Genomic DNA, 14,585 nt, shown 5'->3' with positions numbered 1-14,585 from the left:
TCAAACATCGAACGCCGCGACAGCCGAACAGCCGTCGCGGCGTTTTCTCGCGTGCGACCCCTCATCCGTCGCCTGCCGGCGACACCTTCTCCCGCAAGGGGAGAAGGAAAGACTTTCCGTTGTCATTTCCACACGCCATCCTCCGCCTCAAACGGCCGTTCGCGGCCCAAGGGGATGGAACGGGGTGGATATGAGCAAGACGATCTGGGCCGCGCTGGCGGTGTCCATGAGCCTGGCGGGCGCGGCCTGCGCCCAGCCGGCGCCCGCCAGTCCTCAGCCCAAGAACGACTATGGCCAGGACGCCGCCTGGCTGTGCCGGCCCGGCCGCGCCGACGCCTGCGCCCAGGACCAGACGGCCACCGTCGTCTCGGCCGACGGCGCCACCAAGGTCGAGCCGTTCAAGGCCGATCCCAAGGCCCCGATCGACTGCTTCTATGTCTATCCGACCGTGTCGACCGATCCCGGCGGCAACAGCGACATAACCATCGACCCGGCCGAGACCACGGTCGCCGAGCAGCAGGCCGCGCGCTTTGGCCAGGCCTGTCGGGTGTTCGCCCCGATGTACCGGCAGGTGACCCTAGCCGCCCTGCGCCAGGTGATGCGCGGCCAGCCCTCGCCGGGCGACGAGCAGCTTGCCTATGCCGACGTGCTCGACGCCTGGAAGGACTATCTGGCGCGCGACAACAAGGGCCGCGGCGTCGTGCTGATCGGCCACTCGCAGGGCTCGCGCCTGCTGCTGCGCCTGCTGGCCGAAGAGATCGACGGCAAGCCGGTGCAGAAGCAGTTGGTCTCGGCCCTGATCATCGGCATGAACACGCAGATCGATCCGGCGACCGATAGCTACGGCTCGATCAAGATGTGCCGCCAGCCCGGCCAGACCGGCTGCATCGTCTCCTACGTGTCGTTCCGCGCCTCCAGTCCGCCGGAGGGCGCGGCGTTCTTCGGCAAGGCCGAGGGCGGCAAGCGCGCCGCCTGCGTGAATCCGGCCGCCCTGGCCGGCGGCGAGGCGCCGCTGCACAGCTATTTCAGCGACAAGACGATCGCCGGCGCGCCGCGCAAGACGCCGTGGGTGAAGGGCAAGGACCTGACCACGACCTTCGTCAGCGTCCCCGGCCTGGTCACCGCGCAATGCGCGACCAGCGGCGCCTACGACTACCTGGCCATCAAGGTCCACGGCGACCCGGCCGACCCGCGCATCGACGACATCCCCGGCGACCTGCTGGTCATGGGCATGCCGCTGAAGGCCTGGGGCCTGCACCTGGCCGACGTGAACCTGGCGATGGGGGATCTGGTGGCGCTGGTCGAGGCGCAGGGGAAGGGCTGGAAGTAGGGTCACATCCCTCTCCCCTTGCGGGAGAGGGTGGCCTCCGAAGGAGGTCGGGTGAGGGGTCGCACGAGCAGAAACGCCGCGACGGCTTCACAGCTGTCGCGGCGTTTGACGTCTGAGAAACCCCTCATCCGTCAGCTTCGCTGACACCTTCTCCCGCAAGGGGAGAAGGATCTGTGTCATTTCCCCGTCACGCCCTTGAAGACGCCCAGGCCGAGCACCAGCACGACCAGGAAGACCACCAGGAACAGGAAGAACAGGATCTTGGCGACGCCGGCCGCGGCGCCGGCGATGCCGGTGAAGCCGAGGGCGCCGGCGACGATGGCGACCACGGCGAAGATCAGGGCCCATTTCAGCATGTGAAAGCTCCTTGCACTGGACCTGCGCTGCGCAGGCTTCAGCGCAACAACGTCGCCTTGGCGCGCGTCGTTCCTTGTCTTCGCGGGTCCGCGCCGCTAACTCCAAAGCCATGGCCTCCAAGCCCGAAAACCCGACCGAACCCTTCAAGCGCGCCCTGGCGCACGCGGCCCGCTCGCTCGCCGAGACACCGGACCTCGAGATCGTGTTTTCCGGCGAGTCGCCGGGGCTGGTCGGCAAGCGCGCCGTGCTGCCACATCCGCCGCGCGATCTCTCGGGTCCGGAAGCCGCCCGCCTGCGCGGCATGGCCGACCAGATCGCCCTGCGCCTGGCCCACCACGACCCGTCGACCCACGCCCGCTCGCGTCCTGCCGCGCCTGACGCCCAGGCGATCTACGAGTCGCTGGAGCAGGCCCGCATCGAGGCCATCGGCGCCAATGCCCTGGGCGGCGTGCGCGCCAACCTGGCCACGGTGCTGGAGACCCGGCTGGAAAAGCAGGGCCTGACCCGCGCCGTCGCCTTCGACCAGCAGTCGGCCCCGATGGCCGAGATCCTGGGCCTGATGGCCCGCGAGCGCCTGACCGGCGACGCCCCGCCCGATGGCGCGAAAGCCCTGGTCAACATCCTGCGCGCCGACATCGAGGCCAAGGCCGGCAAGGACCTGGACCGCCTGGTCGCGGCCATGGACAACCAGGCCGCCTTCGCCAAGGTCACCCGCCAGATCCTGCGCGACCTGGACCTGGGCGACGACGTCAACGACGCCACCGAGTCGTCGGACGAAGACGAGGGCGAGGACGACAAGCCGACCGACAATTCCGACGAGGACCAGGGCGAGGGCGAAGGCGAGCAGCCCGACGGCTCCTCGCAGCAGGAGAGCGAGGCCTCCGACCGCGAAAGCCAGGCCGGCGACGAGGAGATCGTCCAGTCCGAGCAGGAAGGCGAACCCGAAGACAGCGACGAAGCCCCCGACATGGGCGACGGCGCCAAGCCGGCCCGTCCCGATCCGTCGGCCGACAAGGGCGGCGAGCCGGCCTACAAGGTGTTCACCACGGCCTATGACGAGGTGGTCTCGGCCGAGGAGCTGTGCGACCCGGACGAGCTGACCCGCCTGCGGGCCTATCTCGACCAGCAGCTTTCGGCCCTTTCCAGCGTCGTCTCGCGCCTGGCCAACAAGCTGCAGCGGCGCCTGCTGGCCCAGCAGAACCGCGCCTGGACCTTCGATCTCGAGGAAGGGATGCTCGACGTCGCCCGCCTGACGCGGGTGATCATCGATCCGACCGCCCCCCTGTCGTTCAAGCAGGAGGAGGACCAGGAGTTCCGCGACACGGTCGTGACCCTGCTGATCGACAATTCCGGCTCGATGCGCGGCCGGCCGATCATGGTCGCCGCCGTCTGCGCCGACATCCTGGCGCGCACGCTCGAGCGCTGCGGCGTCAAGACCGAGGTGCTGGGCTTCACCACCCGCGCCTGGAAGGGCGGCACCAGCCGCGACGAGTGGATCAAGGCCGGCAAGCCGCCCTCGCCCGGCCGCCTGAACGACCTGCGCCACATCGTCTACAAGGCCGCCGATGCGCCCTGGAGACGAGCCCGCAAGAACCTGGGCCTGATGATGCGCGAGGGTCTCCTGAAGGAGAACATCGACGGCGAGGCGCTGATGTGGGCGCACCAGCGGATCATCGGCCGGCCCGAAGCCCGCCGCATTCTGATGGTGATTTCCGACGGCGCGCCGGTGGACGACTCCACCCTGAGCGTGAACTCGGGCCACTATCTGGAGCGGCACTTGCGGCAGGTCATCGCCGAGATCGAGGGCAAGAGCCCGGTCGAGCTGATCGCCATCGGCATCGGCCACGACGTCACCCGCTACTACCGTCGCGCCGTCACCATCGTCGACGTCGAGCAGTTGGGCGGGGTGCTGGTGGAACAGCTGGCCGCCCTGTTCGACGAGGAGCCGCGCACCGCCGCGCGCGCCCGCGGCCTGCTGCCGCCGCCGCCCACCGTCGTGCCCCAGGCTCCCAAGACCGCGCGCAAGGCTTCGGCGTGATCGGACTGCGCGGACTGCTCGCCCTTGGCCTGGCCGGTGGCATGCTGGCCCAGTGCGGACCCAAACCCGCACCGCCGCCGCCCGTCGTCACGCCCGCCGCTCCGGTGAAGGTCGGCCCCGAGATCGGCCTGACGGTCACGCCCGTGCCGCTGAACGCCTCGAACCCGAACCAGACGGCCGTCGGAAACTTCGTCTATGCGGGCGGGATCGCCATCACCAGCGCCGACACCAGCCGGCTGCACGGCCTGTCGGACCTGATCCTGACCGACGCAAACGGCGTCGAGGCCGTCAGCGATGACGGCGACCGCTTCTCGGCGCGCTTGCAGTTGGACGCTGCAGGCAGGCTGATCGGCCTGACCGACGGCAAGCTCTCGCCCCTGCTGGGCGTCGACGGCCAAGGGCTGCGCGGCAAGACCGAAGGCGACGCCGAGGGCCTGACCCGCCTGGCCAATGGCGAGCGCCTGGTAAGCTTCGAGCGCGACCACCGCATCTGGCGCTACGCCGTGGGGCCTACCGGCCTGTGGAGCCGTCCGGCCGTCGCCCCCAAGCCCGCCACCGTCTTCCCCGACAACGAGGGCATGGAGGCCCTGACCGCCTATCCGGCCGCCGGCCCCGACTCCTATCTCGTCGGCGGCGAGGAGGGCGAGGTGTGGCTGTGCCGGCTGTCGAGCAGCTGCCAGCCGATCCCGCCGCAGTCGCCGATCGACTTCACCTGGGGCCTGTCGGGCTTCACGGCCTTCGGCGGCAAGGCCCTGGCCACGCTGCACCGGGCCTATGACCCGGTGCGCGGCTGGCGCGCCCAGGTGCGCTTCATCGCCGACCCGATGACCCCGGCCAACAAGCAGTACCCGCTGGCCAGCCTGACGCTGGAAGGCGCCCTGACCCGCGACAACTTCGAGGGCATCGCCCTGGCCGCCGGCCCGAACGGCGCGACCCGGGTCTATCTGCTGTCGGACGACAACGGCGGCGAGATGAACCAGCGCACCCTGCTGCTGGCCTTCGACTGGACGCCGCCCCCGCCCGCGCCGCCGGCCCCGACGCCGCCGCCGAGGAAGAAGCGCCGCTGAGGTCGGCTTGGCCGGGGCGGACATCGCCAACGCCCGTACTTTCTCCGAGCATCCCCGCGAAGGCGGGGATCCAAGCCGAGCCCGCAGATGATCCGCGGCCGCGCTTCATCCTGGAAGTCAGCTTGGGTCCCCGCCTTCGCGGGGAAGATCGGAGTTTTGGGGCAAGGCGGCGTCCTGACGCCGACAGCAGCGCCTAACTCAAAAAAGAAAGCCGCCACGCTGGGAGCGTCGGCGGCTTTTGAGTTGGGGAGAAGCTCGGGGGAGACGGCGCCAGCGCCCCCTCCCCCGCCAAAGCGTCGTCAGAAGTCCATGGTCAGGCCCACGAACATCGTGCGGCCCATGGGGTCGTAGACGCCGGGATAGGTGTTGCCGTTGCCGAACGAGGACAGCAGGCCCGCGGCGATCACCGGCGGATCCTTGTCGAAGGCGTTGTTGATCCCGCCGCGCAGGGTCAACTGCTCGCGGACCTTCCAGGTGCCCGCGAAGTCCAGGTAGTTGTACGCCTTGATCTTGCGGTTGATCTCGACGTAGTCGCCCTGCAGGAACGGGTTGCTGTCGTTGCTGGAGAGGTCGGCCGAGCCGAAATAGCGCCAGTTGGCCGACAGCGAGGCGGCGATCCAGGGCAGGTTCCAGGTGGCCCGCATCTGGTGGCGCCAGGCCGGGTTGGGCTGGCCGCAGGTCGGACCGAACAGCCCCTTGCAGTTATAGGCGCCCAGGCCCGGCAGCTGCTCGATCTTGCGGCTGTTGAGGTAGGTGCCGACGAAGCTGAAGTCGACGTCGCCGTAATTGCCCAGCGACGACAGGTCGAGGCGGTAGTTGCCCGTCACGTCCAGGCCCGAGGTCTGCAGGAAGCCGGTGTTCTGGTTGGTGGCGATGATGTAGCCGCGCTCGCCGAACAGCACGCCCGAGGTCGGGTCGCGGTGGAACAGGCTGCAGAAGTACGGATTGCTGGTCTGGACGCACTGGTTGATGACGGTCGGGGCGTCGACCGCGCCGATGTATTGGTCGACATAGATGTCGAAGTAGTCGAGCGACATCGAGAAGCCCGGCAGGAAGCTGGGGGTCAGCACGACGCCGGCGGTGCGGGTGTCGGCCACTTCCGGCTTCAGGTTCGGGTTGCCGCCGCCCTGGGTGACGCAGGTCTCGGCCGGACAGTCGGGGATCTTGCCGTACTGGGCGGCGGTGACGCCGGTCAAGGCGCAGGCCGCGGCGCTGGCCTTGGGCGTCGGACCCGAACACGGATCCACCGCCGCGACATTGCCCAGGCCCTGCGGCGCGTAGAGCTCGCTGATGTTGGCGGCCCGGACGGCGCGGTTGTAGCTGGCGCGGAACCGCACGTCGGAGGTCGGGGCGTATTGCAGCTCGACCTTGTAGGTCGAGACCCGGTCGTCGAGGTAGTCGTACTTCGAGGTGCGGTAGCCGGCGTTCAGCGATAGCGCCTTGATGAACGGCGCGTCCTGCACCAGCGGCAGGTCGACCTCGCCATAGAGCTCGCTGACGCTGAAGGCGCCGCTGCTTTCCTTGGTGCCGGCGGCCTGGGCCAGGGCGTCGGCCTCGAACTTCAGCTCCTCGCGGCGGTGCTCGACGCCGAGCGCCAGGGCCGCGCCGTCTTCGGCCCACGGGGTCTTGAGACCGTACTGGCCAAGGTCGCCGTTCAGCGAGGCGCTGAGCACCTTCTCGCGCTGGACGCCGTGGGTGAAGGTCGGGGCGTAGAGGTACTTGTAGGCCGCCGCGCTGAGGCCCTGGTACTTGAAGACGTCGATCGGCACGCAGTTGGGATCGGTGCCGTCGACCACCGACTTGCAGGTCGGGGTCCCGCCGACATTGACCACCTGCAGGGCCTTCATCGCCTTGGCGTTGTCGACGTTGTTCTTGTAGCTCTCGTCGAGGATGACGGTCGAGAACAGGAAGCTGGCGTCGTAGCTCCAGCCCTGGGCGAGCTTGCCGCGCAGCCCGGCGTTGATGCGATAGTCGGTGTGGCGCAGGTCGTCGCGGCGGGGCGAGCTGCCCGGGCCGGTCAGGCGATAGCCGATGAACGTGTCCTGGCTGACGCTGGTCCCGGCCGCCGAACCGCACAGGGTGGCGGCCTGCGAGGCCGACATCAGCGGGTTGTCGCAGTTGATCTTGAACGTCGTGCCCTGGAACAGCGCCGACGGCGCGGCCTGCGAGAAGGTGTGGTCGTCCATGAACATCAGGCTGCCGTAGGCCTCGACCGCCGGGCTGATCTCATAGTGCGCGAAGGCGCCCGCCGTGTAGCGGGAGTCCGAGCGCTGGATGTAGTTGGTGGGCGCGTAGTTGTAGAGGAACGAGCTGTTGTACGGGACCCAGGTCTTGTTCCCGTCTTTGGTGTTGTTCAGCGTCTGACCGGCGTTGGGGCCGCTGAGCAGGGTGAACAGGCCGTACTCGTTGTTGCTGGAGCCGCCGCAGACCAAGGCGTTGCTGTTGGTTCCCGTCAGGTTCAGACCGCAGGCCGAATAGTCGCGGCTGTCCTGGGTGACCGGCTTCATCTCGCGATAGCCGACATAGAAGGTGACGTTGCCCTTGCCGCTGGGCGCGTTCATGCCGATGGCCAGGTTGACGTCGATCTTCTCGCCGTCGGTGACGTGCTTGGAGGGCAGCTTGTAGTTGGCCTGGCTGATCAGCGAGCGCGGATAGTCGGCGTCGTTGGTGTGCTGGGCCAGGCTGTACTGGGCGTCCAGGCGCAGGCCGTCGAGGTTCTTGCGCAGAATGAAGTTGACCACGCCCGACACCGCGTCCGAGCCGTAGACCGCCGAGGCGCCGCCGGTGACCACGTCGACCCGGTCGACCAGGGCGCTGGGAATGAAGTTCACGTCCGCGGCCTCGGTCGGCAGCATCCGCTGGCCATCGACCAGCACCAGCACGCGGCTGGAGCCCATGTTGCGCAGGTTCACCCGCGCCGTGCCGTCCGAACCGTTGGAGCCGTTCTCGTTGGAGTCGGCGGTGAACTGCGGCAGGCGGTTCAGCACGCTGTCGATCGAGGTCGCGCCTTGCAGCTTGACCTCGTCGCCGCCGACCACGGTCATCGGGCTGGCCGAGACCAGATTGGGCCGCTTGATCCGCGAGCCCGTCACCACCACGGCGTCGACCGTCGAGGCTTCCTCGGCGCTCGCGGGCGCTTGAGCTGTGGTCTGAGCCGAGGCGAGCGGAGCCGCCGCCAGCCCGGAGAGCAAGGCGATCGCCGCCGCTCCCCCATACGCCCTGAGGCGCTCTTTCTTGGTCCGCATCGCAGTCCCTCCTCGCTGCGCGCGATCTGAGTCCGTCGCGCCTTGGCGCAGAGAGGCACATTGTTACGATTTATGTCAAATATCTTATACGATATAAATATTACAATGTTCGCGTTGCTGAGCGGACACCCATCGGGGCGCCCTGGAGGCTTCGACCTCGATGCGCGGCGTCGCGAAGGACGGCCGCCCCAAGCTGCGGCGCAGGGGTAGGCCAAACCCTCACCGCAGCGCAGCATAAAGGGATAATTTCACCTGAAACTAACGCGTTTTGGGTGCTCATTTGCCGTACATCATGCCTTTCCGGCACGCAGCGTTCGTCGGCGTCGTAAAAATTTGACGCCCGAAGTCAAAAATCCGCTTGGAATGACAGCGTTGTCACTGTATTTAGAAGGGGACGGCGACGAACTGGCGAGATCCGGTCGGCCGTCAGAGGAACGCATCGGGAGGAGGTTGACCCCAACCCCCTTTCCGGAATCAAGATCATGCAACGTGTGTTTGTTCTGGCCGCTTCGGCCATCGCTCTCCTGAGCGCCCCCGCCGCTTTCGCCGGCGAAGTCACCGTGAAGGTCGCCGGCCGCACCACCGCCGCCGTGCACGCCGACATCGTCAAGGCCGCCACCTCGGTGTGCAAGGAAGACACGGACTCGACCACCTACGGCGCCGACGTCCTGCCCTACTGCATCCGCGATGTGACCCGCGCCGCCGTGGAAAAGGTCGGCAGCACGACCCTGACCGCCTACGACAAGACCCAATGGCGCCCGAACGGTCTGATCAAGACCGCCTCGGCCCGCTAAGCGGACCACCGCTTAAGCCCCATCGGGACCAGAGCCCGCGGAGCCCCCGCTCCGCGGGCTTTTGCTTGCCTGGCGGTCAGCCCATGACACCGGTAACAAGCGCGTGAAATCAAACACTTCGCCTGTCGGTTGCGAGAATATAATCGTTGATAACTGATCGGCAGTGAGCTACAGCTTTCATCCGGTGACAGAGCGGGCGAGATCCTGGACCAGTCACCAGAGGAACGCGTCGGGAAGCGATCGCTTCAACCGCCTTTGACAGGCACCCGACTGGAATCCGTCAGATGATCCGCTCCGCCGCTCTCGCTCTCTCCGCCCTGGCCCTGCTGGCCGCCGCTCCGGCCGGCGCCGCCGAAGTCCGCGTCAAGGTCGCCGGCCGCGCCGCCGCCGACGTCCGCGCCGACATCGTCAAGGCCGCCTCGACCGTCTGCTGGCAGGACGTCCGCGGCGAGTCGCTGGCCATGTACCTGTACCCGGCCTGCGTGCGCTCGTCGGTGAACGACGCCGTGTCCAAGCTCGCCAACCCCGAGCTGACCGCCTACAATGCCGCCAACCCGGCCAAGGCCCTGGAACTGGCCGCCCGCTAAGGCGACCAGCCTCCCAAGGCTTCAGAAGCCGCCGTCGCCCCGCGACGGCGGCTTTTTGCTGCACGCTCGACGGCCGCCTTAACCATGCTCGGTCAGGCCTGCTTAAGGCTTGCGGACCAGATTACGCTGCAGCCTGGAAGGGAGTCGCCGTGCAGGTTTCCACCGCCAACGCCGCCCGCTACACCCCGCCGCGCCCCGTCGCGTCTGGCGAGGCCGCGACGCCGATCGTCGACCTGACCCAGCTGGCGGTCGCGCAGACCAACGCCAAGGCCACGGCCGCCGCCGGCGCCGCCCTCGGCCAGGCCACCGGCGAACTGACCGGCACGCTGGTCAACATCTCGGCCTGATCCCAACTCCTCCACGCGCCCTACAAACCGCAAGATCGGTCGAGCACGATCCGACGGCCGGCGGCTAACTGGCCGCGCCACGGAGACGGGGGACGATGAAGGCGGCGCTCGAAAACTACACAGCCCGGATGCAGCGGGTGCTGGACCATATCGACCAGCATCTGGACGGCGAGCTGGACCTGGAGACGGTGAGCCGCGTGGCCGCCTTCTCCAAATTCCACTTCCATCGGCAGTTCATGGCGACCTTCGGGTTGTCGGTGCACAGCTATGTCCAGCTCGCCCGCCTGAAGCGCGCGTCGCGCCAGCTGGTCGCCAAGGACGCCCAGAGCGTCACGGAGATCGCGCTGGACGCCGGCTATGACGCGCCGGACGCCTTCGCCCGCGCCTTTCGGCGCAGGTTCAAGCAGTCGCCCTCCTCGTTCCGCAAGGCGCCCGACTGGGCGCCGTGGCTTGCGGCCTTCGGGCCGATGGACAACGCCAGGAGCAAGCTGATGCCGACCATCTACGACCAAGACCAGGTGACGATCCGCGACCTGCCGCCCACCCCGGTGGCGATCATGGAGCATCGCGGCGACCGGGCGCTGCTCGGCGCCTCGATCGAGCGGTTCATCGCCTGGCGCAAGGCCGCCGGCCTGTCGCCGGAGACCAACCCGACCTTCAACATCTTCCGGTCGGAACGGATTCCCGAGAACCCGGACGACTACAGCATGGACCTGTGCATCGGGACCGACCGGCCGATCGATCCCGACGACGAACTGATGAAGGCCGGCGTGATTCCCGGCGGGCGCTGCGCGGTGCTGCGGGTGCTGCACGACACCCACAATCTGGAGCCCGCCGCGCTCTATCTCTATCGCGAGTGGCTGCCGGCCAGCGGCGAGGAGGCGCGGGACTTTCCGATCTACTGCCAGCGGCACTTCTCGTTCCCGCCCAACGCGCCGGTGCATGAGGTGGTCGTCGAGCTGTTCCTGCCATTGGAATAGCGTCTGCGGACGGCGGCCCTGTCAGGGTCGCCGTCTCCCACCGATCGCCAAACGCGAAAAAGCCCGCCAGGCGAACCTGGCGGGCTTTTCGTACGGCCCCGGAGGACCGAAAGACTTAGGCGGCGGCGGCTTGCGCGGCGGCCTTGGCCTTGGCCTTGACCTGAGCCTTGATCTTCAGGGCGCGCGGCGACAGCTGCTCGTCCTTGGCGCCCAGCAGGAACACGTCCAGGCCGCCCTTGAAGTCGAGGGTGCGCAGGGCGGCGTTGCTGATACGCAGCTTGAAAGTCTGACCCAGCGAGTCCGACTGCAGCGAAGCAGGCGACAGAGCCGGCAGGAAGCGGCGCTTGGTCTTGATGTTCGAGTGGCTCACGTTGTGGCCGATCATCGGACCGACGCCCGTGAGTTCGCAACGGCGCGACATGACGAGTACCTTGGGCTAGGCGAAGCCGAAGGCCCCGCGAACATAATGTCAGGCGCGCTTCCGAACCGAGGTCCGCCGCGCGAGAGGGGGCGATATAGGCGATGGAGCCTTGCGGAGTCAAGGCGGCAAAGCCTCGGGCCTCGCCATCACCCCGCCTTCAAGCGCGGTTCATCTGATACTTCCTATATGCACGGCCATGAAGGAGTTCCACAGCATGCGTCCGACCGCCCTCGCCGTCTCCGCTCTCGCCGCTTCCCTGGCCGCCCTGGCCGTGGGATTCGCCGCGACCGCACCGGCGAGCGCCGCCGCGCCGAAGACGACGATTCTGCCCGGCCACTGGGAATACAGCTACCGCATCGGCATCATCCCGGTCGGCAGCGAGGACAAGTGCATAAAGCCGGCCGACGCCGCCCAGTTCTCCAAGGGCATCTGCACCCGTCGCTACAAGTGCGACTACACGACCAACCAGGTCGATGACGGCAGGATCCAGCTGAAGGGAACCTGGACCGACAAGAAGGGCCGCGCGGCCCCGGTCAACGCCAAGGGGACCTACACCCCCGAGAGCTTCAAGCTCGACATCAAGCTGAAGACGGTCGACGGCCTGCCCCTGGCCGGCGTCATGAACGCCAAGCGCCTGTCGGCCACCTGCCCTGCCGACGCAAAGTAGGGCCTACGCGGACACGCCCCGGACCGACATCCACGACACTATATACCGAGCATCCCCGCGAAGGCGGGGATCCAAGCCGAATCCGTGGATCGCCCACGGCCGCGCCACGCCCCGAGAGCCCGCTTGGGGGTCCCCGCCTTCGCGGGGAACAACGGACGTTAGGGACAGGCAAGCAAAGCCCCCTCGCCGAACGCCGTTGTGGTTAATCGCCGTTAAGCTACAATAGCTTGTAGGGAACAAATCCCGAATCGGACCGAGTCAGCGATTCGGTCCTGATTCGTTTCGCGCGCGTTCCCGCCCTTCAAGCCTTGCCGTTAACTTGGCTGTGGACGCGCGGCACTTACCCCCAAGCATCCATCGCAATCCGCCCGATCGGCGCAACCTTTCGGCGCGCGTCGGCGCGGCTCACCCTACGCGATTGACAGCGCCCCGAACCCAGCCAAGGCTCCGGCCACGCCAAGCACCAGAGCGGCGGGGGACAGATGCGCGAAGAACGGGAAGACACCACCGAGTACCTCGTGGTGGTGAACCACGAGGAGCAGTACTCGATCTGGCCGGTCGGCCGCGAACTGCCCTTGGGCTGGAACGAGGCGGGCTTTCGCGGGACCAAGGCCGCCTGCCTGCAGCATATCCAGGAAGTCTGGACCGACATGCGCCCGCTGAGCCTGCGGCGGGCCATGGAAGGCCAGGGCTGAAATCGCGAAGGCGGCGCGGCCTACTCGGCCGCCGTCTTCACCGCGACGGCTTCCAGCGCCTCGCCCACGGTCGGGGACTGGCCCTCGTGGATCACGCGCGACAGGTCGCGGCCATCGACCACCTGGCCGCAGGCCTCGCAGGCCAGCTTGGGGTGGAAGTCGCAGCCGCAGGCCTTGTGCACGAAGCGGACGGGGCCATTGCCCACGCCGTAGACGTGGCGGTCGCCCCACTCGGCCATGGTCAGCAGCACGGCCGACAGGTCGCGCCCCTTGGCGGTCAGCACATATTCATGGCGCGGCGGCCGCTCGGAATAGCGGCGGGTCTCCATCACCCCGTGACCGACCAGGCTCTTGAGCCGGGCGGCCAGCACGTTGCGGGCCACGCCCAGGCGATCCTGCCACTGCTCGAACCGCCGCACGCCCTGGAAGGCGTCGCGCAGGATCAGCAGGGTCCAGGGATCGCCGACGACCTCGAGGGTGGCGGCGATGGCGCAGCGTTGGTGACTGTAATCGGCGGTGCGACCCATACGGAGGAAAGTGCGGCGTTCCGCGAGGGAATGCAAGGGCCGTTGCTTTTGAGTACGAACCAGAGTAGGTTTCTAATCGCAATTGACTCTCTCGGTTCATTGCTCGACTGACCGGCCGACGACGGGAGCCGCCCTTCCGCCGCCGGCCGCTTCTTGCTCCGGGAAAGATTCCGGCAAGACGCTTGCGCAAGCGCGCCGATCCGGGGCCTATTCCGCCGCAAAACAAACCTATCGGGAGCTCAACCATGTCCAAGCACGCCGATCCGGTGGTGATCGCCGGCTTCGCCCGTACGCCGATGGGCGGCTTCCAGGGCGCGCTGGGCGGGGTGAAGGCCACGGAGCTGGGCGCGACCGCCGTCAAGGCGGCGCTCGAGCGCGCGGGGCTCTCGGGCGACAAGGTCGACCAGATCATCATGGGCTGCGTGCTGCCGGCCGGCCTGGGCCAGGCTCCCGCCCGCCAAGCGGCCCTGGGCGCTGGCCTGCCCAAGTCGGTCGAGGCCACGACCGTCAACAAGATGTGCGGCAGCGGCATGCAGGCCGCGATCATGGCCCACGACGCCCTGCTGGCCGGCAGCGCCGACGTCGTCGTGGCCGGCGGCATGGAGAGTATGACGCTCGCGCCCTACCTGATGGCCAAGCACCGCGGCGGGGCCCGCATCGGCCACGACCAGATCTGGGACTCCATGTACCTGGACGGCCTGGAGGACGCCTATTCCCCCGGCAAGCTGATGGGCGCCTTCGCCGAGGACACCGCCGCCGACTACCAGTTCACCCGCGAGGCGATGGACGACTACGCCACGCGCGGACTTCTCAAGGCCAAGGCCGCCGTCGAGGGCGGAGCCTTCGCCGCCGAGATCGCGCCGGTAACGGTGACCACCCGCAAGGGCGTCGAGACCATCGACAAGGACGAACAGCCGCTGAAGGCCGATCCGGCCAAGATCCCCACCCTGCGTCCGGCCTTCTCCCGCGACGGATCGATCACGGCGGCCAACTCGTCGTCGATCAGCGACGGCGCCGCAGCCCTGGTCATGACCCGCAAGAGCATCGCCGAGGCGCTGGGCCTGACGGTGGTCGCCACCGTCGTCAGCCACGCCGCCCACGCCCATGAGCCCGGCCTCTTCACCACCGCCCCGGTGCCGGCCATGAGGAAGGCCCTGGCCCGCGCCGGCTGGAGCGTCGACGACGTCGACCTGTTCGAGGTCAACGAGGCCTTCGCCGTCGTGGCCATGATCGCCCAGAAGGAACTGGGCATCCCGGACGACAAGCTGAACGTCAACGGCGGCGCCTGCGCCCTGGGGCACCCCATCGGCGCATCCGGCGCCCGCATCCTGTGCACCCTGATTTCGGCCCTGCAGGCCCGCAAGGCCAAGCGCGGCCTGGCCTCGCTGTGCATCGGCGGCGGAGAGGCCACGGCCATGGCCATCGAGCTCGCCTAAAATCTGCCCAATCCGCGGCATTAAGGCCCGTCGCGCGGCAAGACCTTGCGCGGCGGGCCCGCAAGCGTTACCTGTTTAGTGCAAGCCTACTGGA

The 14,585-nt window shown here is 68.1% G+C and carries 14 protein-coding genes; 10 read left to right on the top strand and 4 right to left on the bottom strand.

The genetic code is table 11. From position 1 onward, the window contains the following. The first annotated feature begins 190 nt into the window (after positions 1–190). The gene (locus AC2YHT_RS05135; protein ID WP_487288507.1) at positions 191–1,330 is read left to right on the top strand and encodes a DUF3089 domain-containing protein; all 1,140 of its coding nucleotides are present in this window, start codon (positions 191–193) and stop codon (positions 1,328–1,330) included. A gap of 176 nt (positions 1,331–1,506) precedes the next feature. Here AC2YHT_RS05135 and AC2YHT_RS05130 read toward each other — a convergent pair whose 3' ends face one another. Continuing rightward, entirely contained in the window at positions 1,507–1,686 is a 180-nt protein-coding gene (locus AC2YHT_RS05130) for a DUF1328 family protein (protein WP_487288506.1), read from the bottom strand. Between the two features lie 110 nt (positions 1,687–1,796). Between AC2YHT_RS05130 and cobT the strand changes: the two genes are divergently transcribed. Further along, positions 1,797–3,725 carry a cobaltochelatase subunit CobT gene (gene cobT, locus AC2YHT_RS05125; RefSeq protein ID WP_487288505.1) on the top strand — a complete coding sequence of 643 codons (1,929 nt, stop codon included), beginning with the start codon at positions 1,797–1,799 and terminating at the stop codon, positions 3,723–3,725. Further along, positions 3,722–4,792, top strand: a complete 1,071-nt coding sequence (locus tag AC2YHT_RS05120; protein ID WP_487288504.1) for an esterase-like activity of phytase family protein — start codon at positions 3,722–3,724, stop codon at positions 4,790–4,792. Before cobT ends, AC2YHT_RS05120 begins: the two co-directional genes overlap by 4 nt. A 299-nt stretch (positions 4,793–5,091) precedes the next feature. Here AC2YHT_RS05120 and AC2YHT_RS05115 read toward each other — a convergent pair whose 3' ends face one another. After that, positions 5,092–8,037 (bottom strand): TonB-dependent receptor domain-containing protein, encoded by a 2,946-nt coding sequence (locus AC2YHT_RS05115; protein ID WP_487288502.1) that lies wholly within the window; start codon positions 8,035–8,037, stop codon positions 5,092–5,094. 482 nt (positions 8,038–8,519) lie between these two features. Here AC2YHT_RS05115 and AC2YHT_RS05110 point away from each other — a divergent pair, with 482 nt between their 5' ends. The 4 genes from AC2YHT_RS05110 to AC2YHT_RS05095 all read left to right on the top strand — a co-directional run bounded on the left by AC2YHT_RS05110 (position 8,520) and on the right by AC2YHT_RS05095 (position 10,745). Then, the gene (locus AC2YHT_RS05110; RefSeq protein ID WP_110117890.1) at positions 8,520–8,831 is read left to right on the top strand and encodes a hypothetical protein; all 312 of its coding nucleotides are present in this window, start codon (positions 8,520–8,522) and stop codon (positions 8,829–8,831) included. 284 nt (positions 8,832–9,115) lie between these two features. Beyond that, positions 9,116–9,418: a hypothetical protein gene (locus AC2YHT_RS05105; protein ID WP_110117889.1), complete on the top strand. Its 303-nt coding sequence runs from the start codon at positions 9,116–9,118 to the stop codon at positions 9,416–9,418. A gap of 149 nt (positions 9,419–9,567) precedes the next feature. Then, positions 9,568–9,765 carry a hypothetical protein gene (locus AC2YHT_RS05100; RefSeq protein WP_487288501.1) on the top strand — a complete coding sequence of 66 codons (198 nt, stop codon included), beginning with the start codon at positions 9,568–9,570 and terminating at the stop codon, positions 9,763–9,765. Between the two features lie 95 nt (positions 9,766–9,860). After that, positions 9,861–10,745, top strand: a complete 885-nt coding sequence (locus AC2YHT_RS05095; protein WP_487288500.1) for an AraC family transcriptional regulator — start codon at positions 9,861–9,863, stop codon at positions 10,743–10,745. 115 nt (positions 10,746–10,860) lie between these two features. Here AC2YHT_RS05095 and rpmB read toward each other — a convergent pair whose 3' ends face one another. After that, positions 10,861–11,166, bottom strand: a complete 306-nt coding sequence (gene rpmB / locus AC2YHT_RS05090; RefSeq protein WP_058346488.1) for a 50S ribosomal protein L28 — start codon at positions 11,164–11,166, stop codon at positions 10,861–10,863. 214 nt (positions 11,167–11,380) lie between these two features. Here rpmB and AC2YHT_RS05085 point away from each other — a divergent pair, with 214 nt between their 5' ends. After that, on the top strand, positions 11,381–11,833 hold the full coding sequence (locus AC2YHT_RS05085; protein WP_487288498.1) for a DUF3617 domain-containing protein: 453 nt from the start codon (positions 11,381–11,383) through the stop codon (positions 11,831–11,833). 482 nt (positions 11,834–12,315) lie between these two features. Continuing rightward, positions 12,316–12,528: an MbtH family protein gene (locus tag AC2YHT_RS05080; RefSeq protein WP_487288497.1), complete on the top strand. Its 213-nt coding sequence runs from the start codon at positions 12,316–12,318 to the stop codon at positions 12,526–12,528. Positions 12,529–12,548: 20 nt separating this feature from the next. Here AC2YHT_RS05080 and AC2YHT_RS05075 read toward each other — a convergent pair whose 3' ends face one another. Then, positions 12,549–13,055, bottom strand: coding sequence for a winged helix-turn-helix transcriptional regulator (locus tag AC2YHT_RS05075; RefSeq protein ID WP_487288496.1), 507 nt, complete (start codon positions 13,053–13,055; stop codon positions 12,549–12,551). A gap of 245 nt (positions 13,056–13,300) precedes the next feature. Here AC2YHT_RS05075 and AC2YHT_RS05070 point away from each other — a divergent pair, with 245 nt between their 5' ends. After that, positions 13,301–14,491 carry an acetyl-CoA C-acyltransferase gene (locus AC2YHT_RS05070; RefSeq protein WP_487288494.1) on the top strand — a complete coding sequence of 397 codons (1,191 nt, stop codon included), beginning with the start codon at positions 13,301–13,303 and terminating at the stop codon, positions 14,489–14,491. Positions 14,492–14,585 lie beyond the last annotated feature (94 nt).

The sequence above is a fragment of the Caulobacter sp. SRI_008 genome, assembly GCF_057586355.1.
The sequence above is the reverse complement of the archived record's forward strand: the minus strand, read 5'-3'. Positions and strand labels throughout refer to the sequence as shown.